General features: G+C 70.1%; 22 protein-coding genes and 1 pseudogene. 12 read left to right on the plus strand and 11 right to left on the minus strand.

Translation table 11 applies throughout. The features are described from left to right. Nucleotides 1-37: 37 nt before the first annotated feature. The 5 genes from ACIRVK_RS26860 (at nt 38) to thpD (ending at nt 4,097) form a co-directional block, all read left to right on the plus strand. Nucleotides 38-571 carry a DinB family protein gene (locus tag ACIRVK_RS26860; RefSeq protein WP_404251307.1) on the plus strand — a complete coding sequence of 178 codons (534 nt, stop codon included), beginning with the start codon at nt 38-40 and terminating at the stop codon, nt 569-571. A 318-nt stretch (nt 572-889) separates the two neighbouring features. Continuing rightward, a complete protein-coding gene (ectA, locus tag ACIRVK_RS26865; protein WP_404251309.1) occupies nt 890-1,405 on the plus strand; it encodes a diaminobutyrate acetyltransferase in 516 nt (171 codons plus the stop codon). An 88-nt stretch (nt 1,406-1,493) separates the two neighbouring features. After that, entirely contained in the window at nt 1,494-2,765 is a 1,272-nt protein-coding gene (gene ectB, locus ACIRVK_RS26870) for a diaminobutyrate--2-oxoglutarate transaminase (RefSeq protein WP_404251311.1), read from the plus strand. A gap of 32 nt (nt 2,766-2,797) precedes the next feature. Continuing rightward, entirely contained in the window at nt 2,798-3,202 is a 405-nt protein-coding gene (locus ACIRVK_RS26875) for an ectoine synthase (protein WP_404251313.1), read from the plus strand. A 7-nt stretch (nt 3,203-3,209) separates the two neighbouring features. Next, on the plus strand, nt 3,210-4,097 hold the full coding sequence (gene thpD, locus ACIRVK_RS26880; RefSeq protein WP_404251315.1) for an ectoine hydroxylase: 888 nt from the start codon (nt 3,210-3,212) through the stop codon (nt 4,095-4,097). A gap of 80 nt (nt 4,098-4,177) precedes the next feature. Here thpD and ACIRVK_RS26885 read toward each other — a convergent pair whose 3' ends face one another. From ACIRVK_RS26885 to ACIRVK_RS26905, 5 genes are all read right to left on the minus strand, one after another. Beyond that, nucleotides 4,178-5,227, minus strand: coding sequence for an aminotransferase class V-fold PLP-dependent enzyme (locus tag ACIRVK_RS26885; RefSeq protein ID WP_404251317.1), 1,050 nt, complete (start codon nt 5,225-5,227; stop codon nt 4,178-4,180). A gap of 95 nt (nt 5,228-5,322) precedes the next feature. After that, nucleotides 5,323-6,039 carry a DsbA family oxidoreductase gene (locus ACIRVK_RS26890; RefSeq protein ID WP_404251319.1) on the minus strand — a complete coding sequence of 239 codons (717 nt, stop codon included), beginning with the start codon at nt 6,037-6,039 and terminating at the stop codon, nt 5,323-5,325. A gap of 73 nt (nt 6,040-6,112) precedes the next feature. After that, nucleotides 6,113-6,586, minus strand: a complete 474-nt coding sequence (locus ACIRVK_RS26895; protein ID WP_404251380.1) for a GNAT family N-acetyltransferase — start codon at nt 6,584-6,586, stop codon at nt 6,113-6,115. Nucleotides 6,587-6,677: 91 nt separating this feature from the next. Further along, entirely contained in the window at nt 6,678-7,286 is a 609-nt protein-coding gene (locus ACIRVK_RS26900) for a DUF1349 domain-containing protein (protein WP_404251321.1), read from the minus strand. 26 nt (nt 7,287-7,312) lie between these two features. Further along, nucleotides 7,313-8,842: an aldehyde dehydrogenase (NADP(+)) gene (locus ACIRVK_RS26905; RefSeq protein ID WP_404251323.1), complete on the minus strand. Its 1,530-nt coding sequence runs from the start codon at nt 8,840-8,842 to the stop codon at nt 7,313-7,315. Nucleotides 8,843-8,996: 154 nt separating this feature from the next. Here ACIRVK_RS26905 and ACIRVK_RS26910 point away from each other — a divergent pair, with 154 nt between their 5' ends. The 3 genes from ACIRVK_RS26910 to ACIRVK_RS26920 all read left to right on the plus strand — a co-directional run bounded on the left by ACIRVK_RS26910 (nt 8,997) and on the right by ACIRVK_RS26920 (nt 11,795). Continuing rightward, entirely contained in the window at nt 8,997-9,770 is a 774-nt protein-coding gene (locus ACIRVK_RS26910) for an IclR family transcriptional regulator (protein WP_404251325.1), read from the plus strand. A gap of 18 nt (nt 9,771-9,788) precedes the next feature. Then, nucleotides 9,789-10,259 (plus strand): GNAT family N-acetyltransferase, encoded by a 471-nt coding sequence (locus tag ACIRVK_RS26915; RefSeq protein ID WP_404251327.1) that lies wholly within the window; start codon nt 9,789-9,791, stop codon nt 10,257-10,259. Between the two features lie 87 nt (nt 10,260-10,346). Beyond that, the gene (locus ACIRVK_RS26920; RefSeq protein WP_404251382.1) at nt 10,347-11,795 is read left to right on the plus strand and encodes a peptidoglycan D,D-transpeptidase FtsI family protein; all 1,449 of its coding nucleotides are present in this window, start codon (nt 10,347-10,349) and stop codon (nt 11,793-11,795) included. Between the two features lie 112 nt (nt 11,796-11,907). Here ACIRVK_RS26920 and ACIRVK_RS26925 read toward each other — a convergent pair whose 3' ends face one another. Next, nucleotides 11,908-13,359, minus strand: coding sequence for an NCS2 family permease (locus ACIRVK_RS26925; protein WP_404251328.1), 1,452 nt, complete (start codon nt 13,357-13,359; stop codon nt 11,908-11,910). A gap of 231 nt (nt 13,360-13,590) precedes the next feature. On the opposite strand from ACIRVK_RS26925, the gene ACIRVK_RS26930 reads away from it, so the two are divergent. From ACIRVK_RS26930 to ACIRVK_RS26945, 4 genes and pseudogenes are all read left to right on the plus strand, one after another. Then, nucleotides 13,591-14,157: a SigE family RNA polymerase sigma factor gene (locus tag ACIRVK_RS26930; protein ID WP_404251330.1), complete on the plus strand. Its 567-nt coding sequence runs from the start codon at nt 13,591-13,593 to the stop codon at nt 14,155-14,157. Beyond that, on the plus strand, nt 14,154-14,978 hold the full coding sequence (locus tag ACIRVK_RS26935; RefSeq protein ID WP_404251332.1) for a hypothetical protein: 825 nt from the start codon (nt 14,154-14,156) through the stop codon (nt 14,976-14,978). The genes ACIRVK_RS26930 and ACIRVK_RS26935 overlap by 4 nt, the downstream gene beginning before the upstream one ends. Nucleotides 14,979-15,086: 108 nt before the next feature. Then, nucleotides 15,087-16,775 (plus strand): rhamnogalacturonan lyase B N-terminal domain-containing protein, encoded by a 1,689-nt coding sequence (locus tag ACIRVK_RS26940; protein ID WP_404251334.1) that lies wholly within the window; start codon nt 15,087-15,089, stop codon nt 16,773-16,775. 140 nt (nt 16,776-16,915) lie between these two features. After that, nucleotides 16,916-19,018: pseudogene (locus ACIRVK_RS26945) on the plus strand (family 43 glycosylhydrolase). A gap of 10 nt (nt 19,019-19,028) precedes the next feature. Here the strand turns inward: ACIRVK_RS26945 and ACIRVK_RS26950 are convergent. From ACIRVK_RS26950 to ACIRVK_RS26970, 5 genes are all read right to left on the minus strand, one after another. Continuing rightward, nucleotides 19,029-19,826, minus strand: a complete 798-nt coding sequence (locus ACIRVK_RS26950; protein WP_404251336.1) for an HAD family acid phosphatase — start codon at nt 19,824-19,826, stop codon at nt 19,029-19,031. A gap of 31 nt (nt 19,827-19,857) precedes the next feature. Next, the gene (gene araD / locus ACIRVK_RS26955; protein WP_404251338.1) at nt 19,858-21,594 is read right to left on the minus strand and encodes an L-arabinonate dehydratase; all 1,737 of its coding nucleotides are present in this window, start codon (nt 21,592-21,594) and stop codon (nt 19,858-19,860) included. Continuing rightward, nucleotides 21,591-22,502: a dihydrodipicolinate synthase family protein gene (locus ACIRVK_RS26960; RefSeq protein WP_404251340.1), complete on the minus strand. Its 912-nt coding sequence runs from the start codon at nt 22,500-22,502 to the stop codon at nt 21,591-21,593. The genes araD and ACIRVK_RS26960 overlap by 4 nt, the downstream gene beginning before the upstream one ends. Beyond that, a complete protein-coding gene (locus ACIRVK_RS26965; protein WP_404251342.1) occupies nt 22,499-23,155 on the minus strand; it encodes a GntR family transcriptional regulator in 657 nt (218 codons plus the stop codon). Before ACIRVK_RS26965 ends, ACIRVK_RS26960 begins: the two co-directional genes overlap by 4 nt. Nucleotides 23,156-23,271: 116 nt before the next feature. After that, nucleotides 23,272-23,859 (minus strand): TIGR03086 family metal-binding protein, encoded by a 588-nt coding sequence (locus ACIRVK_RS26970; protein ID WP_404251344.1) that lies wholly within the window; start codon nt 23,857-23,859, stop codon nt 23,272-23,274. Nucleotides 23,860-23,903: the final 44 nt, after the last annotated feature.

Genomic DNA, 23,903 nt, shown 5'->3' on the forward strand with positions numbered 1-23,903 from the left:
TGGCTGCGGTGTCAGAGGCTCGTGCCATGCTCGCCCCATGACCACCGACACTCCTCACACCCTTCCCGACGGCCGTCCCGTCCCCCACCTCACCGGTGACGAGCGGGCCGTGCTCGAAAGCTGGCTGGACTTCCACCGGGCCACCCTGGAGCTGAAGTGCAGGGGGCTGGACGACGCGCAGGTACGCAGAGCGGCCGCCGAGCCGTCGGAGCTGACCCTGCTCGGGCTGGTGCAGCACCTCGCCGAGGTGGAACGGAACTGGTTCCAGAGGGTGGTGGGCGGGCTGGACGTGCCGCCGGTGTACGGGGAGCGGAACGAGAGCGGGTACGGGCTCGAGCCCGGCCGGGGTCTCGACGAGGCGCTGGACCGGTGGCGCCGGGAGATCGCCCGGGGGCGTGAGCTGTGCGCCGGGCGGTCGCTGGAGTACCGGGGGCGGATCGTCGACGGGCCGGTGGCCGGTGCCGAGGTCACTCTGCGCTGGGTGCTCATCCACCTGATCGAGGAGTACGCGCGGCACAACGGGCACGCGGATATCCTGCGCGAGCGTATCGACGGGGTTACCGGGGCCTGAATTCCGCACTATTCAGCGGTATTCTTTCAGGTCTCTTCACGGGGTAGCTTCCCGTATTCTCCTGCCCGCTTTTCATCGCAGTAAACGCAAAGATTTCGCGAACGCCGACGGGGGTGATTCGGGCAGATCTCGTGAGGGTTACACGGCTGTGACGCGTTACACATCACGCCCGGTTTGCACGGTATTTACCGAGCAAACCGGGCGATTTTTCCCTCGCAGGGCTCTACGCCTCGCGCTCGCGCGATAACACATACCGCGCCCATACGTAACCCCGACCAGCCATGCATTTTTAAATTCTGCTCGGTAAGTTCCCTATGCATGACTGCCGCACAAGCAGACCCAGCAGAACTGCAAATAGACCGCCCCTCACCGGCGGACGGCGCCGCGCTGTGGCGGATCGCGCGGGACTCGAAGACGCTCGACCTGAACTCGTCGTACAGCTACCTGCTGTGGTGCCGCGACTTCGCGTCGACCTCGGCCGTGGCGCGGGACGCGAGCGGCGAGCCGGTCGGGTTCGTCACCGGGTACGTGCGGCCGGACCGCTCGCGCACCCTGCTGGTGTGGCAGGTGGCGGTGGACGGCGCCCACCGGGGCCGCGGGCTCGCGGCCGCACTGCTGGACGGGCTGGTCGCGCGGGCCTCCGCCGCCCACCGGATCACCGCCGTCGAGACCACCATCACGCCCGGCAACACCGCCTCCGAGCGGCTGTTCACCTCGTTCGCCGAGCGGCACGGCGCCGAGGTGGAGCGCGAGGTGCTGTTCGCCACCGACCTGTTCCCCGACGGGCCGCACGACCCCGAGGTGCTGTACCGCATCGGCCCCCTCTCCCTCTGACCCCCCGCTGATCCCCTCCGAAGCCCCCTCACCACTCCCCCACTGACGACCCCACGCACTCCCCCCACGCAACGAGGAGCGATTCGTCGTGACCATCACCCAGCCCGACCTCAGCGTCTTCGAGACCCTCGAGTCCGAGGTGCGCAGCTACTGCCGCGGCTGGCCCACCGTCTTCGACCGTGCGCACGGCAGCCGCATGTACGACGAGGACGGCCACGAGTACCTGGACTTCTTCGCCGGGGCCGGCTCACTGAACTACGGCCACAACAACCCGGTCCTGAAACGGGCGTTGATCGACTACCTGGAGCGGGACGGCGTCACGCACGGGCTCGACATGTCGACCACCGCCAAGCGCACCTTCCTGCAGACCTTCCAGGACCTGGTGCTGCGCCCGCGCGACCTGCCGTACAAGGTCATGTTCCCGGGGCCGACGGGCACCAACGCCGTGGAGTCGGCGCTCAAGCTGGCCCGCAAGGTCAAGGGACGCGAGGCGATCGTGTCCTTCACCAACGCCTTCCACGGGATGTCGCTCGGGTCGCTGGCGGTCACCGGCAACGCCTTCAAGCGGGCGGGCGCCGGGATTCCGCTGGTGCACGGCACACCCATGCCGTTCGACAACTACTTCGAGGGGACGGTCCCAGACTTCCTGTGGTTCGAGCGGCTCCTGGAGGACCAGGGCTCCGGGCTGAACAAGCCCGCCGCCGTGATCGTCGAGACCGTGCAGGGCGAGGGCGGCATCAACGTCGCGCGGGCCGAGTGGCTGCGGGCGCTGGCCGAGCTGTGCGAGCGGCAGGACATGCTGCTGATCGTCGACGACATCCAGATGGGCTGCGGCCGTACCGGCGCCTTCTTCTCGTTCGAGGAGGCCGGCATCACGCCGGACATCGTCACCGTGTCCAAGTCGATCAGCGGCTACGGACTGCCCATGTCGCTGTGCCTGTTCAAGCCCGAGCTGGACATCTGGGAGCCGGGCGAGCACAACGGCACCTTCCGTGGCAACAATCCCGCCTTCGTCACGGCCACCGCCGCCCTGGAGACGTACTGGGCGGACGGGTCGGCGATGGAGAAGCAGACCCGGGCGCGCGGCGAGCAGGTCGAGCAGGCGCTCGCCGCCGTCGCCGAGGAGAACCGCGCCGACGTCAAGGAGTACCGCGGCCGCGGGCTGGTGTGGGGCATGGAGTTCCACGACAAGGAGCGTGCGAGCCGGGTCGCCCGGCGCGCCTTCGACCTGGGGCTGCTGATCGAGACCTCGGGTCCGGAGAGCGAGGTCGTCAAGCTCCTCCCGGCGCTCACCGTCACCGCCGACGAGCTCGACGAAGGGCTCAGCGTCCTCGCCCGGGCCGTCCGCGAGACCCACTGAGAACCCACCGAGAAAAGGAGAAGTGCAGCACAGTGATCGTCCGTTCGTTCAAGGAGATCGAAGGCACCGACCGGCATGTGAAATCCGCGTCCGGCACCTGGGAGAGCAAACGCATCGTCCTGGCCAAGGAGAGGGTCGGATTCTCGGTGCACGAGACGATCCTGTACGCGGGCACCGAGACGCACATGTGGTACGCGAACCACATCGAGGCCGTCGTCTGTACCCAGGGCGACGCCGAGCTGACCGACCGCGAGACCGGGCAGACGTACCACATCACGCCCGGCACGATGTACCTCCTCAACGGCCACGAGCGGCACACGCTCAAGGTCAACGAGGACTTCCACTGCATCTGCGTCTTCAACCCGCCGGTGACCGGCCGCGAGGACCACGACGAGAACGGCGTCTACCCCCTGCTCACCGAACCCGAGGAGGTGTGAGAACCACATGACCACCGTCACCGATCTCTACCCCAGCCGCGGCCCCGCCGAGGTGTCCGTCCCCCGCCAGGACCCGGTCGTCTGGGGCTCCCCGGACACCCCGGGCCCGATCTCGTCCCTCGACCTGCAGTCGTTCGAGCGGGACGGCTTCCTCGCCATCGACCAGCTGATCGGACCGGACGAAGTCGCCGAGTACCAGCGTGAGTTGGAGCGGCTGACCACCGACCCGGCGATCCGCGCGGACGAGCGCTCCATCGTCGAGCCGAAGTCCAAGGAGATCCGCTCGGTCTTCGAGGTGCACCGGATCAGCGAGGTGTTCGCCAAGCTGGTGCGCGACGAGCGGGTCGTGGGGCGGGCCCGGCAGATCCTCGGCTCGGACGTCTACGTCCACCAGTCGCGGATCAACGTCAAGCCCGGTTTCGGGGCCAGCGGCTTCTACTGGCACTCGGACTTCGAGACCTGGCACGCCGAGGACGGCCTGCCCAACATGCGCACGGTGTCCGTCTCGATCGCGCTGACCGAGAACTACGACACCAACGGCGGGCTGATGATCATGCCGGGCTCGCACCGGACGTTCCTCGGCTGCGCCGGCGCCACGCCCGAGGACAACTACAAGAAGTCGCTGCAGATGCAGGACGCCGGCACGCCCTCCGACGAGGCGCTGACCAAGATGGCGAGCGAGTACGGCATCAAGCTCTTCACGGGCAAGGCCGGTTCGGCGACCTGGTTCGACTGCAACTGCATGCACGGCTCCGGCGACAACATCACGCCGTTTCCGCGCAGCAACGTGTTCATCGTGTTCAACAGCGTGGAGAACACGGCGGTCGAACCGTTCGCGGCGCCCGTGCGGCGCCCGGAGTTCATCGGCGCACGGGACTTCACGCCGGTGCGCTGACCCGCCGTGGGACACGCGGCCCGGCTCCTCACGGGGAGCCGGGCCGTCGGCGTGTCGGAGACACGGCGCCGGGCGCTCCGTCAGCCGGACAGGACGTCCAGCAGGCGGTCGACGTCCGCCGGGGTGTTGTAGAGGTGGAAGGCGGCGCGCAGATGGCCGGCGCGGTCGGACACCTCGACGCCCGCCCTGCTCAACTCCGGCTGACGGCCGCCCAGTCGGGGCACGGAGACGATCGCCGAGCCGGGGGCCGCCACCGGCACGTGGCCGAGGCGCGCGAGGCCCGCGCGGAAGCGGTCGGCGAGGGCGAGGTCGTGGGCGCGGACGGCCCCCACGCCGAGTTCCTCGAGGAGTTCGAGGGAGCGGCGGGCGCCGACGTAGGAGAAGAGGGCGGGGCTCTCGTCGAACCGCCTGGCCGAGTGGGCGAGTTCGTCGATGGGGCCGTAGCACGCGTCCCAGGGACTTTCCCCCGCCACCCAGCCGGCGAACAGCGGGGTCAGCCCGCCGAGGTCCTCGGGGACGACGAGGAAGGCCACGCCGCGCGGGCTGACGAGCCACTTGAAGGCGACGGCGGCCGAGTAGTCGTAGGCGTCCGCGTCGAAGTCGAGCCAGCCGGCGGCCTGGGAGGCGTCGACGTAGGTGCGGGCCCCGTGGGCGCGTGCCGCTTCCCGGATCGCGGGCAGGTCGGCGATCCGTCCGTCGGCGGACTGGGCGGCGCTGACCGCCACCAGGGCGGTGCCGGGCCGCACGGACTCGGCGACGCGTTCCAGCGGTACGGCGCGGACCTTGAGGTCGGGGCGGACGTGGAAGGGGTTCACGACCGAGCTGAAGTCGCCCTCGGCGGTGAGGACTTCGGCGCCCTCGGGGAGGGACGCCGCGATCAGGCCGCTGTAGACGGCGACGGAGGCGCCGGCCGCCACGCGGCGCTCGGGGACGCCGACGAGCCGCGCGAAACTGGCGCGGCTCGCCTCGACGTCCGCGAACATGTCGGTCGGCGCCCCTTCGGCCGCCGCCTGCACGGCGGTCCGCATGGCGGCCACCGTGCGGGCCGGAACCAGCCCGGTGCTCGCGGTGTTCAGATAGGTGTTCTTCGGGGCGAACTCGGTTCGGACGAGGCTCTCGAAGGTCTCCATGTCACCACTGTGGGGCCGCGAGAAGTCCTGGTCCATTGCGGACTTCTACGTGGTTCCCCTAAGCGATCCTTATGAATCCGCCCCGACCTGCGGTTCTACCGCTGCGGTACGGCGCAGCCGTCGGGGCCGCAGGCGTCGGCGTCACCCTGGTCGACCAGCTGGAGGGGTGAGCGCTCGCCCCAGGCCTGGGTGAGGGCCTGGGCGAAGACCTCGGCGGGCTGGGCGCCGGAGACGCCGTACTTGCGGTCGAGGACGAAGAAGGGCACGCCGTTCGCGCCGAGCTGGGCGGCCTCGGCCTCGTCGGCGCGGACGTCGTCGGCGTAGGCGGTGGGGTCGGCGAGGACCTTGCGGGCGTCCTCGGCGTCGAGGCCCGCCTCGACCGCCAGCTCCACCAGCCGCTCGTCACCCTCCGTGAAGAGGGAGCGCTCCTCGGCGAAGTTGGCCTTGTACAGGATCTGGATCAGCTCGTCCTGCCTGCCCCGAGTCTTGGCGAAGTGGAGCAGGCGGTGCATGTCGAAGGTGCTGCCGTGGTCGCGGCCGCGGGTGCGGTACTCCAGGCCCGCGGAGGCGGCCTGCGCGCCGAGGTTGTCCTCGCCGGCCTCGGCCTGCGCCGCGCTCATGCCGTACTTCTTGGTGAGCATGGAGATCACGCTCTGCACGTCGCCCTTGGCGCGGCCCGGGTCCAGTTCGAAGGAGCGGTGCACGACCTCGACCTGGTCACGGTGCGGGAAGGCCTCCAGCGCCTTCTCGAAGCGGGCCTTGCCCACGTAGCACCAGGGACAGGCGATGTCCGACCAGATCTCGACCTTCATGTTCTCGGCTCTCCAGCTCGTACGGGTACGGAGGCTCCCTCCGGCTGATGGGTGAACGTTCAAGCAGTCGGGATCATTCCCCGGTCACCGCATATCTGAGGAACAGGTGGTGGTCGCCCTCGGCCGGCGGGTTCTCCGGGTCCGGGACCCAGCCCCGGCGGGCGTAGAAGGCCTGGGCGCGCTCGTTGCCGACGTGCACGTCGAGGACGGCGGTGCGCCGGCCGTCGGCCCGCCACTGCTCCACGCAGGCCGCGTGCAGGGCCGTACCGATGCCGGAGCGCCAGTGGTCGGGGGCGACATGGAACTGGAAGAGCTTGACCGTTCCCGACGGGGCGCCCTCAGGGGTGCGGAAGGAGGCGATGCCGACGATCCTGCCGTGCTCGACGGCGCACAGCACCTGTCCGTCCGGCCGCTCGATGGCGCTGCGCCACGCGGCGGACCAGTCCGTGCCGTCCTCGGGGACGCCGTCCGGGTAGTACGTCGAGCGGGCGCGCAGGTGCAGGTCGGCGACGGCCCCCGCCTCCGCCGGCAGGGCGGTTCTGATCACCAGGGCGTCCACGGTGCGGTGTGTTCTGGTCACGCAGCGGAGGACGAGCCTCCCCGCGACCGTGGTTCCCGCCGCGCCGACCCGGCCGGCTTCAGCTGCCGTCCCTCAGGTCCGCCGGCCAGTTGTCGCGGAACTCGATGTGGTCGTACGTCACCACGCACCCCTCCCCCATCGGCGACTGGGTCATGAAGCCGACCTGGGCCGCGTCCGTCTCCTTCTCGCTGCCCAGGGTGAACAGGCGTATGAAGGTCCAGCGCCGGCCGTCGCGGGAGGCGTGGAAGGCGAAGGCGCGGCCGGTGCGGCTCACCCGCAGCCACACCGAACTGCCCTCCACGGTGAAGGAGTTGGCGTCGTCGGAGTGTCCCCGGGTGACCACCGTGCAGACGGTGGGCACGTCCGGGGAGTACTCCAGGCAGAGCTTGGCCCAGGCCCGCTCGCCGACATGGACGTAGAGCACTCCCGCGTCGAACGCGCCGGCGAACCCGACGGTGACCCGGGCGATCAGCTGGAAGTCCCCCTCGGGCCAGCCGAGCAGCCGGGGCGCGTCGGAGGCGGGCTCCAGCGCCTCCCCGGTGGGCGGCACGAAACGGTCCTGCCGGGGCCCGGCCCACCCCGTGAGCACACCGTCCTCGTAGGACCAGTTGCCCTCGGGGCCGTATGTGCGCAGGGCGAAGGGGAGTTCGGGAAGTTCGACGTCCATCGGGCGATTGTGTCAGGCGGGGGCGCTCAGCGTTCGAGGCGGCCGTCCAACCGGCGCGGAAGGCCGAGCGGGTTGTCGTCCCGCAGCTCGGGCGGCAGCAGCGCCTCGGGGGCGCCCTGGTACACGACCGGCCGCATCCACCGCTCGATCGCCGTGCCGCCGACCGACGTCGACGTCGAAGTGGTCGCCGGGTACGGGCCGCCGTGGTGCTGGGCCGGGGCGACGGCGACGCCCGTCGGCCAGCCGTTCACCAGCACGCGTCCGGCGAGCGGCGTGAGCTCGGCCAGCAGCTCCGCGCCCCGCCCCGCGCCGGCCGCCTCCTCGCTCGAGAGGTGGACGGTCGCCGTCAGGTTGCCGGGCAGCCGGGACAGCACGGCCCGCACCTCGGCCTCGTCCCCGTAGCGGGCCACGACCGTGACCGGGCCGAAGCACTCCTCCAGGAGCAGGTCGTAGGCACCCTCCTCGGCCAGCTTGTCCGCCGACACCGTCAGGAAGCCCGCGCTCACCGTGTGCTCGCCGCCCGCGCCCGGGGTCACCGGCGACTCCACGTCCGGCAGCTGAGCCCGCTCGGCCACGCCGGCGAGGAAGTTGTCCCGCATCCGGTGGTCGAGGAGCACGCCCGCGTCGGTGTTGCTCACCGCGTCCGTCAGCGACTTGAGCAACTGGTCGCCGGCCGCGCCGTTCGGCGCCAGCACCAGGCCAGGCTTCACACAGAACTGGCCGACACCGAGGGTCATCGAGCCGGCGAGGCCGGCGCCGATGGCCTCCGCCCGCTCCGCCGCGGCGGCCTCGGTGACGACGACCGGGTTGAGCGATCCCAGCTCGCCGTGGAAGGGGATCGGCGTCGGACGGGCCGCCGCCGCGTCGAAGAGGGCGCGACCGCCCCGTACCGAACCGGTGAAGCCGGCCGCGGCGACCAGCGGGTGCTTGACCAGCTCGACGCCCGCCTCGAAGCCGTGCACCAGGCCGACGGCGCCCTCGGGGACGCCGTGCGCGGCGGCGGCCCGGCGCAGCACCTTGGCGACCAGCTCGGACAGGGCCGGGTGGTCGGGGTGCGCCTTGACGACGACCGGGCAGCCCGCGGCCAGCGCGCTCGCGGTGTCGCCGCCGGCGACCGAGAAGGCGAAGGGGAAGTTGGAGGCCGAGTAGACGGCGACGACGCCCAGGGGCACCTTGTAGCGGCGCAGGTCCGGGATCGGCGGGGTCGCGGTGTCGTCGGGGTGGTTGATGATCACGTCGAGGAAGGCACCCTCGTCGACGATGTCCGCGAAGGCCCGCAGCTGGAAGCAGGTTCGGGCGAGCTCGCCGGTGAGCCGGACCGGGCCGAGCGCGGTCTCCGCGTCGGCGGTCTCCACGAGCCCGTCCTTGGCCGCCTCGAGCTGCTCCGCGGCGGTGCGCAGGAAGGCCGCGCGGACGGCCCGGTCGGCCAGCGACGCGCGGGCCGCGTGGGCCGCCCGGACGGTGGCGTCGACCTCCTGGGCTGTGGCCTCCACCGCAACCTGTTCACGCTGCTTCCCGGTTCGGGGGTCGACACTCCAGACTGGTGCTGCTGCCACCGCGGGTCCCTCCAACGTATGTCTTGCGCTGTAATACCGCAGTTTCCGGGTCATTCACCAGCGGCGTTCGATATGCTGAACGCTGTCTCTGGTGATGAATCTGCTGTTGGAGACTATATCTTCGGTGTCTCGTCGAACGAAGGGGTCAAGGGCGATGTCGGCAGCCGAGACAGGCGGCGGGGCGCAGGTCAAGTCCGCGGTGCGGACCGTTGAATTGCTCGAGTACTTCGCCGGTCGCCCCGGCATGCACTCCCTCGCGTCGGTCCAGGAGGCCGTCGGGTATCCCAAGTCCAGCCTCTACATGCTGCTGCGCACCCTGGTGGAGCTGGGCTGGGTGGAGACCGACGCGACCGGCACACGGTACGGCATCGGCGTACGGGCCCTGCTGGTCGGCACCTCCTACATCGACGGTGACGAGGTGGTCGCGGCGGCCCGGCCGACCCTGGACCGCCTCTCGGACGACACCACGGAGACCATCCACTTGGCGCGTCTGGACGGCACCAACGTCGTCTACCTGGCCACCCGCCAGTCCCAGCACTATCTGCGCCCCTTCACACGGGTGGGCCGCCGGCTGCCCGCCCACTCGACCTCCCTCGGCAAGGCGCTGCTGAGCACGTACAGCGACGAGCAGGTGCGCAAGATGCTCCCGGAGACGCTGCCGGCGCTGACCGAGAACACGATCACCGACCGGGAGAAGCTGATCGAGGAGCTGCACCAGGTGCGGGAGCAGGGCTTCGCGGTCGACCGCGAGGAGAACACCCTGGGGCTGCGCTGCTTCGGCGTGGCGATCCCGTACCGCACTCCGGCCCGCGACGCGATCAGCTGCTCGGTGCCGGTGGCCCGGCTCACCCCCGCCCACGAACAGATGGTGAAGGACGCCCTGTTCGACGCGCGGGACCGGCTGACCCTGGCGACGCGCAGGCTCTGACCCATAGGCTCGGGCCCCATGGATGTCGTGCTCCGGGAAGTACATGACAGCGATCTGGCGGTTTTCTTCCGGCAGATGAACGACCCCGAGGCCCTGCACATGGCGGCCTTCACACCGAAGGATCCCGCCGACCGGGACGCCTTCGACGCCCACTGGAAACGAATCCGGGCCTCCGAGGACCTGCCGCGCACGGTCCTGGTCGACGGTGACGTGGTGGGCAGCGCGGCGGTGTACGGGGAGCCGGGCGAACGTGAGGTCACGTACTGGATCGACCGGGCGTACTGGGGGCGCGGGGTGGCCACGGCGGCACTCCGGGGGCTGCTGGCCGAGGTCTCCGAACGGCCCCTGTACGCCCGTGCCGCCGCGGACAACGCCGCCTCGCGGCGGGTCCTGGAGAAGTGCGGCTTCCGGCTCACGGCGTGGGCGAGCGGGTTCGCGAACGCGCGGGGCGAGGAGATCGACGAGGTCGTGATGACGCTCCAGGACTGAGGTCCGCGCCCGGCGGTTCCTGTGCGCCCGATGAGAATCCGGGTGGGCGGGAACACCGCACTCGTCCCGTTCGTCTTCTTGATCGGGATGAACAGGACGATCAGGCGGACCTCCGTCTTCGTGCTGCTCCTGGTGTTCGCTCTGCTGATCCGGGCGACCTGGGTGCAGTTCTTCGACGGCACGGCCCTCGCGGAGGACAAGGCCAACCGGCGCAACGCGATCCGGACGTACGCGGAGCCGCTCGGGAACATCATCGTGGCCGGGAGCCCGGTCACCGGTTCCACGCGCACGACCAGCGGCGACCTCGCGTACAAGCGGACGTACAAGCAGGGTCCGCTGTACGCGGCGGTGACCGGCTACGCCTCGCAGAGCTATGCGCCGACGCAGTTGGAGGGCCTCTACCAGAAGCTCCTCAACGGCACGGACAGCCGGTTGAAGACCGTGATGGACACGGTCACGGGTCAACGGGCCGAGCCGGGTGACGTGGTCACGACGATCGACCCGAAGGTGCAGAAGGCTGCGTACGACGCGCTCGGCGACAAGAAGGGCGCGGCGGTCGCGATCGACCCGTCGACCGGCCGGATCCTGGCGGTCGTCTCCACGCCGTCGTACGACCCGACGTCGCTGACCGACGCCAACACCGCCGCCGCGGCCTGGTCGAAGCTGAACGCGGACCCGGCCAAGCCGCTCACCAACCGCGCGCTGCGCCAGCCGCTGCCCCCGGGCTCGACGTTCAAGCTGGTCGTGGCGGCGGCCGCGCTGGAGAACGGCCTGTACGCGTCGGTGGACCAGAAGACCGACAGCCCGGACCCGTACCGGCTGCCGGGTACCACCCACGACCTGTCCAACGAGAACCCGAACGCGCCCTGCGCCGACGCCTCGATCCGGACCGCGCTGGAGTACTCCTGCAACAACGTCTTCGCGAAGATGGCCGTCGACCTGGGCCAGGACAAGGTGCGGGCGACAGCCGAGAAGTTCGGCTTCAACGACACGCAGCAGGACGTCCCGGTGCGGGCGTACACCAGCGTCTACCCGTCGCACATGGACAAGTCCTCCACGGCCCTGACGGGCATCGGCCAGTACGACGTCACCGCGACGCCGCTGCAGATGGCGATGGTGTCCGCCGCCATAGCCGACGGCGGCAAGCTGGTCTCGCCGCACATGGTCGCGCAGATCACCGACAGCGGCGGCGACATCCTGAAGAACTACGACGACAGCACGAGCGCGAAGCGGATCGTCAGTTCCTCCACCGCCGCACAACTCCAGTCCGCCATGCAGACGGTGGTGGACCAGGGCACCGGCACGAACGCGCGGATACCCGGCGTGACGGTGGGCGGCAAGACCGGCACCGCCCAGCACGGCGAGAACAACAGCCAGACCCCGTACGCCTGGTTCACCTCCTACGCCAAGGCGGGCGGCAAGCAGATCGCCGTGGCGGTGGTGGTCGAACAGTCCGACGCGGCCCGCTCGGAGGTCAGCGGCAACGGCCTGGCGGCCCCGGTGGCGAAGGCGATGATGCAGGCGGCCCTCAACTAGAAGACGCCGTCAACTGTGGCGCCCCTTAGGGGCGCGGGGCTGTGCCGATTTGCGGCTCCGCCGCGCGGGCGCGACCAGCCACAACGAACCCGCACAGGCCGCGCAGCGCCCCTCACTTGACCCCGAGAATCTGCTCCACGGGGTCGATGGCGAAGTACACCACGAACAGCACCGTCACCCCCCACAGCAACCAGTGCACCTCCCGCGCCTTCCCCAGCACCGACTTGATCAGCACGTAGGCGACGAAGCCCGCCCCGATGCCGTCCGTGATGGAGTACGTGAACGGCATCGCGGCGATCGTCAGGAACGCCGGGATGGCGATCTCGTACCGGTCCCAGTCGATGTGCTTGACGTGGGTCATCATCAGGAAGCCCACGGCGATCAGCGCGGGCGCCGCGGCCTGCAGCGGCACGATCGTCAGCAGCGGGGTCAAAAACAGCGCGAGCCCGAAGAGGCCGCCCGTGATCAGGTTCGCGAACCCGGTCCGCGCCCCCTCGCCCACGCCCGCCGCCGACTCGATGTACGCGGTGTTGGAGGACGCCGAGCCGAGCCCGCCGGCGACCGCCGCCGCGCCGTCGATGAACAGCACCCGTCCGATCCCGGGCACCTGACCGTTCTCGTCGAGCAGTCCCGCCTCCGCGCTGATGCCGACGATCGTGCCCATGGCGTCGAAGAAGTCGGACAGGATCAGCGTGAACACCAGGAGTACGGCGGTGAGGACACCGGCCTTCGCGAACCCGCCGAACAGGCTGAAGTGGCCGATGAGTCCGAAGTCGGGCGTGGCGACGATCTTGTCGGGCACGTGCGGGGTCGTCAGGCCCCAGCTCTTGATGTCGGCCACCGAGTCGATGATGATCGCGACGATCGTCATGGTCACGATGCTGATCAGGATCGCGCCCTTCACCCTGCGCGCGAGCAGCGCGATGGTGAGCAGGACGCCGAGGCAGAACACCAGCACCGGCCACCCCGTCAGCCGGCCGACCGCGCCCAGTTGCACCGGCACCGTGGTCTGCGCCGCGTCCGGGATGCGGCTGACGAACCCCGCGTCGACGAAGCCGATGAACGCGATGAACAGCCCGATGCCGACGCCGATGGCCTGCTTGAGCTGCTGCGGGATGGCGTCCATGATCGCCTTGCGGAGCCCGGTGACGACCAGCACGCAGATCAGGATGCCCTCGAGGACGACCAGGCCCATCGCGTCGGGCCAGCTCATCAGCGGGGCGAGCTGGAAGGCGACGACGGCGTTGAGGCCGAGACCGGCGGCGATGGCGAGCGGAAGGTTGCCGCCGACGCCCATGACGACCGTCATCACACAGGCCACCAGCGCGGTGGCGGTGACGAGTTGACCGGTGTCGAGCTGGTGCCCGAACTTGTCCTTCGCGCTGCCCAGGATGATGGGGTTCAGGACGAGGATGTAGGCCATCGTGAAGAACGTGGCGAAACCGCCGCGTATCTCCCGGCCGAAGGTGGATCCCCGCTCGGAGATCCGGAAGAACCGGTCGACGCCGTTCGCCCCTGACGGCGCGGCACTTGACCGGTCGGCCGCCTTCTTCGTGTCGGACATGGCGGGTGCTCCTCGTCGGCTGATTGATCGTGTGCGGATGCTGGCTGGATTGTTCCCACACCGCACCTGTTTCAGGTTCCTTTCGCGTTACGGAATCGATTGGCCCGTCACACCATGTTCGAAGTCCCGTACGAAACCAGGTCAACGATCACTGCTACGCTTCGCGATCTCGCCCGGGTACGCCCCGGATGGTCACATGTCATCCACATGACACGCACAGGAAGGGTGCCCGTGGGCACTGTCGTCGACGACGCGGCCTCCATGGAGTTCCATGCCTTCTTCGAGCGGCACTACGCCGAACTGTCCCGGCTCGCCCATCTGCTGACCGGCGAGGCGGACGCCGCCGACGATCTGGCGGCGGACGCGCTGCTCGCCCTGTGGCACCGGTGGGACCGGGTGCGCGCCGCCGACCATCCGGTCGCGTACGCCCGTGGAGTCGTCGCCAACCTGGCCCGCACCCGGATCCGCAGCGCCGTACGCGAGCGCCGCCGGATCTCGCTGTTCTGGTCGCAGCGCGCGGAGAGGACCGAGGACCCGGACGTGGCGGGCGTGGTCGACGTGCAGGAGGCCCTGCGCAGGCTGCCGTTCCGCAAGCGGGCGTGCGTGGTGCTGCGCCACGCCTTCGACCTCTCGGAGAAGGACACCGCGCTCGCGCTGGGTGTTTCCGTCGGTACGGTTAAGTCCCAGACGTCCAAGGGGATGGCCGAGCTGCAGCGGATCCTCGGTTCCCAGGACGCTCCCCAGAAGGTGCACGCGGCGATGGCACGCGGTGACGAGACCGGAGGAACGGACCGATGAGGCAGCAGGACGTGCACGACGAGCTGCGCGCCCGGCTGCACGAGGCGGCCGGGGCGCACGAGCCGGACCGGGCCCGCATCCTGGCCCGCGTCGAGCAGGGCATGACCCGCAAGGAGCGTCGCGACCACCGGGCCACGCGCCCGCCGTTGTGGGGCTGGGCCCGGGTGGTGGGCGCCACGGCCGCGGTCGCCGGCATGCTCGCGGTCGGCGGGTACGCGGTGGCGTCCGCGGTCAAGGACCACAAGGCGCCGCAGCAGACGGTCGAGGTATCGCCGACCCCCGCGCCCTCACCGGACGCGACGAGCCGGGCGACCCTACCCCCGGTGCACCCGGATCCGAGCCGGGCGTCCGGGTCGCACGGGCCGAGCGGCGCCCCGTCCACCGCGCCGCCCTCCGCCTCCGTACCGCCGTCGGCTGGCGGCGAGAGCGACGGCCCGCTGGGGTCGGACGGGTCGGTGGATCCGCACAGCAACGACTACTGGGCGCAGAGCGACATCACGATCAAGGCGGCCCGGGAACTCACCGCACTGACGGTCCGGTTGAAGGTCGCGCAGACCGGCGGGGTGACCTCGACCGGCGCCTGGCGCACACTGCCGGAGCAGGACTTCACCCTCACGGTGGGCGAGCAGGACGGCTTCCTGGTCTACACGTGGGTGCTGAAGGCGGGCCGAACCGTCCCCAAGGGCGAGTGGCTGTTCGCCGGGCAGTACAACCACCAGCGCGGCGGACGGGACGCCAAGGACGACTCCTACACGATCACGGCGACGGCGGACGGCTGGCAACGCGCGGTGGGCGGCGGCTTCACAGCTCACACGTCCTAGTGCTTCCGAAGCGGGCGGCAACCTTTTCGCTCCGCGGTGGCAACCAGGGGGCGCAATGCTCCCTCCACCCACCTGAGTGAAAATTCAAGTACGACGGGAACTCGACCCTTGAGCGCGCACAAGAAGCACCTCACCCGCAGAAGAGTGCTCGGGGCCTCCGCGATCGGCGTGGCCGCCACCGGCGCCGCCGTCGCTGGCGGCACCGGTCTCCTCGGGACCGCGTCCGCGTCCGCCGCGACCTTCGGCTACCGCGACGACGGCGCGAACTATGTCGTCGACACCGGGGCCTTCCTGGTCTTCAAGGTCTCCAAGTCGACCGGCGACCTCACCTCCCTCGTCTACCGGGGCAAGGAGTACGAGGGGTACGGCGGCAAGCACTCGCACGTCGAGTCGGGTCTCGGTGCCTCCACCGTCAGCGTCCGGCAGTCCGGGGCGACAATCCTGATCAAGGTCGTGCACGGGCCCGTCACCCAGTGGTACGCGGCCCGCAGCGGCCAGAACAACGTCTACCTGTGGACGAACAAGGCGGACGCCTCCTTCACCGCGACCCGCTACATCGTCCGCGTCAAGTCCGGCATGTTCCCCAACACCGGCTCGGACGCCTGGGACTCGACGAAGGACACGATCATCGAGGCCGGTGACGTGTGGCGGGCCCCGGACGGCACCACCCACTCCAAGCACTACTCGGGCAAGCGGACCATCGACTACGACCAGGTCGGCTTCACGACGGGCTCGGTCGGCCTGTGGCTTGTCCGCTCCAACCACGAGAAGGCCTCCGGCGGCCCGTTCTACCGCTCCCTGCTGCGCCACTCGAACGAGGGCGGCGCGGGCCTGTACGAGATCCTGCACTACAACGAGGCCCAGACCGAGGCGGAACGTTTCGGCCTCCAGGGCCCGTACGTCATCGCCTTCACGGACGGCGGCGCGCCCTCGGCGGCCCTCGCCCACGACCGGCTCGACACCTCCTGGGTGGACGGCCTCGGCATCACCGGCTGGGTCGGCAGGGTGGGACGCGGCCAGGTGGCGGGAGTCGGCCTCAAGGGCATGGACCCCAAGTACGCCTACACCGTGGGCTTCGCCAACAGGGACGCCCAGTACTGGGCGAGGGCGACGGCCGGCACCGGCGCCTTCACCTGCCCGGGCATGCTCCCGGGGACCTACACGCTGACCGTCTACAAGAACGAACTCGCCGTCCACACACAGACGGTGAAGGTCAGCGCCGGCGAAACGACGTCCCTGCACACCCTGGCCGTCACCGGCGACCCGTCCACCGCGGCCACCGTGTGGCGGCTCGGCGACTGGGACGGCACGCCCGGCGAGTTCAAGAACGCCAAGCTGATGACGTACGCCCATCCGTCCGACGCCCGGGCGGCCAAGTGGACCGGCAACGTCACGATCGGCGGCGGGAGCGAGGCCGCGTCCTTCCCCGCTTACCTGTGGAAGGACGTCAACGACGGCGTCCTGGTCTACTTCAAGCTGACCAGGGCCCAGGCCGCGGCCGCGCACACGCTGCGGATCGGGGTGACGGACGCGTTCTCCGGCGGCCGGCCCCGGGTCACCGTGAACGACTGGGTCTCGGCCGTTCCCGCATCCCCCGCACAGCCCACCACACGCTCCCTCACCACGGGTTCGTACCGCGGAAACAACCACACCTTCACTTTCAACGTCCCTTCCAGTGTGTGGAAGACGGACGTGAACCAGTACAACGTCCTCAAGATCAACGTGGTGAGCGGCTCGGGTGACGGCGCCTATCTCAGCGCCGGCACGTCGTTCGACTGCGTGGACCTGCTGACCTGAGCCCCCCTCGGTCAGCAGCCGCCGACTGAGCCCCCCTCGTCGGCGAAGGAGCGCCCCGCCGGTGACGACCGGCGGGGCGTTCGCTTACATGGAGGCACAACACACTCAACAGAAACAATCACATTCCGACAGGACTGCCCGTGAACCAGCCCACGTACGCCGGCTACCTCTTCGCCTACTTCACCGGTGAGGGCACCGCCGACGGCGAACAGATCCGCTACGCCCTCAGCCGCGGTGACGACCCCCTGCACTGGCGCGAACTGAACGAGGGCAGGCCGGTCCTCACCTCGACCGTCGGCGAGAAGGGACTGCGCGACCCGTTCGTGATCCGCTCCCCGCAGGGGGACAGGTTCTATCTGATCGCCAGCGACCTGCGCATGTACGGCGACAGCAGCGGCAGTTGGGACGAGGTCCAGCGGCACGGCAGCAGGTCGATCATGGTCTGGGAGTCCACCGACCTGGTCCACTGGACCGACCAGCGGCTGGTGCGGGTGGCCCCGGACAACGCGGGCAACGCCTGGGCGCCGGAGGCCTGTTGGGACGAGTCGCTGGGTGAGTACGTCGTGTTCTGGGCCTCCAAGCTGTACGCCGACGACGATCAGGACCACACCGGGGACACGTACAACCGCATGATGTACGCCACGACCAGGGATTTCCGCACCTTCAGCACGGCCCGGGTCTGGGCGGACCCCGGCCACTCGGTCATCGACTCGACGGTGATCAGGCACCAGGACACCTACTACCGCTACACCAAGGACGAACGCGACCCGTCCTCCGGCTCTCCCGGCTCGAAGTTCATCACCGTCGAGAAGTCGAGGAACCTGACGTCGACCGAGTACGCGTTCGTCGCCGACGGCGTCGGCAGCGGCCGGCTCGACCACGGCGAGGGGCCGACGGTCTTCCGGTCCAACACCGGCGAGCGGTGGTACCTGTTCATCGACGAGTACGGCGACCGCGGCTACGTCCCCTTCGAGACCACCGATCTCGACTCCGGCGCATGGACCATGTGCGAGAACCACCAGCTCCCCCCGAGTCCCCGGCACGGCTCGGTACTTCCGGTGACGCGGGAGGAGTACGACCGGCTACTGTCCGCCTACCCCACCACCCCCACCTCGGTCGTGGACGCGACGGTGACGGACCAGAGGGGGTACGCCGTCGTCACCGAGGCCACCTCGAAGGTCGTCCTGCCGATGGAGCCCGACGCCGATCTCGCCCGCCTCGCCCCGGAGTTGACGGTGGGCAAGGGCGCGACCTCGGCGCCGGCGTCCGGTACCCGGCGCGACTTCCGCACCCCGCAGACGTACACCGTCACGGCCGCCGACGGGACGAGCCGCACCTGGACCGTCGAGGCCGTCCCCACCGGCAGCCCGGTCCTGCCCGGCCTGACCGCCGATCCGGACGTGCACCACCTGGACGGCCGGTACTGGATCCACCCCACGACCGACGGCACCCCGGGTTGGGGCAGCCGGAGCTTCAGGGCGTACTCCTCGCCCGACCTCGTCCACTGGGAGGACCACGGGGTCGTTCTCGACCTGGAGCGGGACGTCTCCTGGGCGGACGACCACGCCTGGGCGCCCACGATCGCCGAGCGCGACGGCCGGTACTACTTCTACTTCTGCGCCGAACAGCAGATCGGGGTCGCGGTGGCCGCCTCGCCGGCCGGCCCGTTCCGGGACGCGCTGGGCAAGCCCCTGGTGGCGAAGGGGCAGCTGAGCGGCCAGATGATCGACCCGGCCGTGTTCACGGACGACGACGGGACGCCGTACCTGTACTGGGGCAACGGGCACGCGTACGTCGTGCCGCTGAACCCGGACATGACCTCGTACGACCCCGCGAAGATCAAGGACATCACCCCGGACAAGTTCCGTGAGGGTTCCTTCGTGATCAAGCGGAACGGCACGTACTACCTCATGTGGTCCGAGGACGACACCCGCAGCGAGGACTACCACGTCGCCTACGCGACGGGACCGTCCCCGCTCGGCCCGTAGACCGAGCGGGGGACGATCCTGTCCAAGCGCCCCGAGTACGGGATCCTCGGCACCGGGCACCACTCGGTGGTGAACGTGCCGGGCACCGATCAGTGGTATGTCGCATACCACCGGTTCGCCCTCAACGGACCCGGCAGGCCCGGCGGCGACGGCACGCACCGCGAAACCACCGTCGACCGCCTCCGGTTCGCGGCCGACGGCACGATCGAACCGGTCGTGCCCACCCTGCAGTCGATCCGGCCCGTGAGCGGCTGATACAGCGGCCCTAGCTCACGAAGTACGTCGGGTTCGGCAGCTTGTACCCACGGTCGGCGTAACCGCCGTCCAGGTCCGAGTACTGGTCGCCGAAGTTGGCGACGATCTCGTAGCCGAGGTCGTCCTCGATGTGCTTGCGTGTCGCGGACTTGTACTGGACGGTCGTGCAGGTCCAGGTGCCCGGGGTGGCGCAGGAGCTCAGGTAGGCCGGCGGGTTGGCCTTGTCCTTGAGGAACACGTGGTCGGCGTCGAGGTTCACATCGGCGCCGATCTTCTTCAGGTTCTCGACCGCTGCGGTGCGCTGCGCCTCGCTCAGGCCGGAGTTGTAGAAGACCTCGACGCCCTTCTTGGCCGCGTACTGGACGAGCTCGGCACTGCCGAAGACGCCAGGACGGTCCGCCTTGTTCACGTAGTCGGCCCAGGTGGTGCCGTTGTACGTGTAGTTGTAGCGCTTCTCGTAGTCGAGGCTGAGCAGCAGCGTGTCATCGATGTCGAACATGACCGCCGGCTTCTCGCCCCGGTGGTGCGCCTTGCGGGCCGCCTGGTCGATGTACTTGCGGGCGGCGGCGTCGATGCGCGCGAGGTCCTTGGCGTACGGGCTGGTCGGGGACGCCTGGTACACGCCGCCCGCGTCCACTGTGGTGCCGTAGTAGGTGTCGATGTCCTTCACCAGGAGCCCGATGTTGTACGGCTCATGGGTGGAGTTCGCGGTGGACTGTCCGGCGGTGGCCGCGCCGGCGCCGTAGAGGGCGGCGCCGGCGACGGCACAGGTGGCGGCGACGGCCACGAAACGCAGTGACTTATGCATGACAGGTTTCTACGCGCGTCGCTGGGACTCGTCAACCGGCGTAGGGATCTTGGACCTTGCCCGGGCTGGACAGGAACCTGAAGTCGCAGCCGGTGTCCGCCTGGGTGATCTGGTCGTTGTAGAGGGCGCCGTAGCCGCGTTCGTAGCGGGTGGGCGGTGGCGTCCACTCCGCCCGTCGGCGTTCCAACTCCTCGTCCGTCACATTGAGTTGGAGGGTGCGTGCCTCGACGTCGAGGGTGATGGAGTCGCCGGTGCGGACCAGGGCCAGCGGTCCGCCGACGTACGACTCCGGTGCGACGTGCAGTACGCACGCGCCGTAGCTCGTGCCGCTCATCCGGGCGTCGGAGATCCGGACCATGTCCCGCACGCCCTGCTTGAGCAGGTGGTCGGGGAGGGGCAGCATGCCGTACTCGGGCATGCCCGGGCCGCCCTTGGGTCCGGCGTTGCGCAGCACCAGCACGCTGTCGGCGGTGATGTTCAACTCCGGGTCGTCGATGGTGCGTTGCATGGTCCTGTAGTCGTCGAAGACGACCGCGGGACCGGTGTGCCTGAGCAGGTGCGGCTCGGCGGCGATGTGCTTGATGACGGCGCCGTCCGGGCAGAGGTTGCCGCGCAACACCGCGACCCCGCCCTCGGCGGCGACCGGGTTCTCGCGGGTACGGATGACGTCGTCGTTGTGGACGACCGCGCCCCCGATCTGCTTCCCCAAGGTCCCGTTGACCGTCGGCCGGTCGAGGTGCAGCAGGTCGGTGATCCGGGAGAGGAAGGCGGGCAGACCGCCGGCGAAGTAGAAGTCCTCCATGAGGTACGTCCGTCCTCCGGGGCGGACGTCGGCGAGCACCGGCACGGTCCGGGCGATGCGGTCGAAGTCGTCCAGGGTGAGCGGGACTTGGCAGCGCCCGGCCATCGCGATGAGGTGGATGACGGCGTTGGTGGAGCCGCCGAGCCCGAGCACCGTGGTGACGGCGTCCTCGAAGGCCTCGCGGGTGAGGATCTCCGACGGCTTCAGCGCCGTCCAGGCCAGCTCCACGGCACGGCGCCCGGAGGCGGCCGCCATCCGCTCGTGCCCCGAGTCGACGGCCGGGACGGAGGAGGCGCCCGGCAGCGTCATGCCGAGGACCTCCGCCGCCGCGGTCATCGTGGAGGCGGTCCCCATGGTCATGCAGTGGCCCGGGGAGCGCGCCAACCCGCCCTGCAGTTCGCGCAGTTCGCAGTCGGTCAGGTTGCCGGCGCGGTGCTCGTCCCAGTACTTCCACATGTCGGTGCCGGAGCCGAGGATCTCCCCGCGCCAGTGCCCGGGCAGCATGGGCCCCGCGGGCACGAAGAGGGACGGCACGTCGGCCGAGGCCGCGCCCATGAGCAGGGCGGGCGTCGACTTGTCGCAGCCGCCGAGCAGCACCGCCGCGTCGATCGGGTACGACCGCAGCAGCTCCTCCGTCTCCATCGCGAGCAGGTTGCGGTAGAGCATCGGGGTCGGCTTCTGGTACGTCTCCGACAGCGTGGCGACCGGGAACTCCAGCGGGAAGCCGCCGGCCTGCCACACTCCCCGCTTGACCGCCTCGGCGCGCTCCCGCAGATGGACGTGGCAGGGGTTGATGTCGGACCAGGTGTTCAGGACGGCGATCACCGGGCGGCCCCGGTACTCCTCGGCCTCGTAACCGAGCTGGCGCATCCGGGCGTTGTGCGACCAGGTGCGCAACTGGCCTTCGGTGCCGTACCACTGGTGGCTGCGCAGTTCCTCCGGACTCAGTCGCGCTCTGTCGCTCATACGGACCACCCCGCGGCGATGGCGGCGACCTCGGCGCGTTCGTCCTCCGGGAGCGTCCGGCTCGGCGGGCGGACGTCCCGGCGGCACAGCCCGAGGGAGGCCAGGGCCTCCTTGACGACGGTGACGTTGTTCGCGGAACCGTTCGCGGCGCGCAGTTCCTCGAAGCGGCGGATCTGCTCCCAGACCTTCATCGCGGCGGGATAGTCGCCGGATCGAAGTGCTTCCAGCATGTTCAGCGAGACGGACGGGGCGACGTTCACCAGTCCGGAGGTGAAGCCGGTGGCGCCCGCCGAGAAGTAGGAGGGTGCGTACGGCTCCGCGAGCCCCGCCACCCACACGAACCGGTCGAGCCCCGCGTCCCGCGCGAAGGCGGCGAACCTGGCCGCGTCGGGGACGGCGTACTTGACGCCGATGACGTTCGGGCAGGCGTGGCCGAGTTCGCCGAGGCGGAAGCCGGACAGCTGGCCGTTGCGGATGTAGGGGACGACGCCCAGCTCGGGGACGGCCTCGGCGATGGCCCGGTGGTAGTCGACCCAGCCGGCCTGTGAGACGTAGGGGTGGACGGGCTGGTGGACCATGACCATCTGGGCGCCGAGCTCACGGGCGTGGCGGGCGGAGGCGACGGCGGTGGGCACGTCATGGCCGACACCGACGAGGATCGTGGCGCGGTCACCGGCCTCCTCGACGGTCAACTCCGTGACGAGACGGCGCTCTTCGGGGGTGAGGGCGTAGAACTCGCCGGTGTTGCCGTTCGGGGTGAGGATGCGCACCCCGCCCTCCAGCAGCCGGCGCAGCAACGCCCGGTGGGCTTCCTGGTCGACGGAGCCGTCCTCGGCGAACGGGGTCACCGGGATCGCCACCACGTCGGCCAGCGCCGATCGCCCGGCCTCGAACGTCACGCTGCTCATGCCTGCCCTTCCTCTGCCGCTGCCCGGGGGTACGCTCGCTCGACGAACGACGCGATGTGGTCGTGCAGGGCGCGCGCGGCACCGTCCGCGTCACCCTCCGAGGCCAGTCGCAGGATCTCCCGGTGCTCGCCGGCCTCCCGCTCCCAGGAGGGCGAGGCGGCCCAGGCCACCGCGGAGACGAGGGCGGCCTGGTCGCGGAGTTCGTCGAGCATCCGGCCGAGCAGCGGGTTGCCGCAGGGCAGGTACAGGGCGCGGTGGAACTCCCGGTTGGCGAGAGAGCGTTCGGCGGTGTCCTCGGCGCCTTCGGCGCGCGTCAGCGCCTCGCGGGCCGCGTCGAGGGAGGCGCGCCTGCTGACGGTTCGCCTGAGTGCCTCGGGTTCGAGCAGCAACCGCACGTCGTAGACCTCGCGCGCCATGTCCGCGTCCACCATGCGCACCGTGACGCCCTTGTACTGGCTCATCACGACCAGTCCGGTCCCGGCCAGGGTCTTGAGCGCCTCCCGCACCGGGGTCTTGGACACCCCGAACTGCGCGGCGAGCTCGGTCTCCACCAGGGCCTGACCGGGCGTCAGCCACCCGGTGAGGATGCGACGTTTGATCTCCTCCAGCACGTACTGCGTGCGGGAGGGGATCGGCGTGGGCACCAAGGTCATGCGCGCCTCTCATGTATCGCGTCTCATATATGACGTACGAAGTACGACGCGGTTGAAGGTAGGAGGAGGCGCCGGGTTCGTCAATGCTTCCGACAAAGGAAGTCCGGTACCAGCGGCTACGGCCTCCAGCCGGGATCGCGTCCGCTCAGCCCCACCGCCCGGTCGAGCAGCGGCGCCTCGTCCGGCACGGGCACGACGGGCCCGAAGATGCCGCCGCCCCGGCTCGGGTCCTCGGCGGCCGCGTACAGGAAGTCGTGGGAGACCCGTAGTGCGGCCGGGTCCGGCTCGTACGGCTGTCCCGTGGCACGGGCCAGGTCCCAGCCGTGGATCACCAGCTCGTCGACGGCGACGGCGGCGGCCACCGCGCCGGGCAGGTCCACGCCACCCGCGCGGGTCATGCCGGTCCAGGCGGCCGGGTCGCGCCAGGCGTCGGCGAGTTCGTCGAGGACCTTCGGCAGCTCCGCGCGCCAGCCGGGACCGAGCCCGGAGGCGGCCACGTCCGGCGCGCTGTCGGTCATGGCACCCAGGTCCTTGCGCGCGGCGTCCCGGAAGGCGACGGACAGGCCGAGCACATGGCCCAGCATGCTGCGTACCGCGCAGCCCGGGCACGGCGTCGGTGCCGCCAGCTGCTCCTCGCGCACGCCTTCCGCCAGCCGCGCGATCACCCGCGTCTGCGGTCCGAGGTCGAGGGTCGTGTCAGTCATGCGGTGCTCCTCAGGTTTCCGGTCCTGAAAGGTGGACCGACCTT

Source organism: Streptomyces sp. NPDC101152 (assembly GCF_044768275.1).
GTDB lineage: Bacteria > Actinomycetota > Actinomycetes > Streptomycetales > Streptomycetaceae > Streptomyces.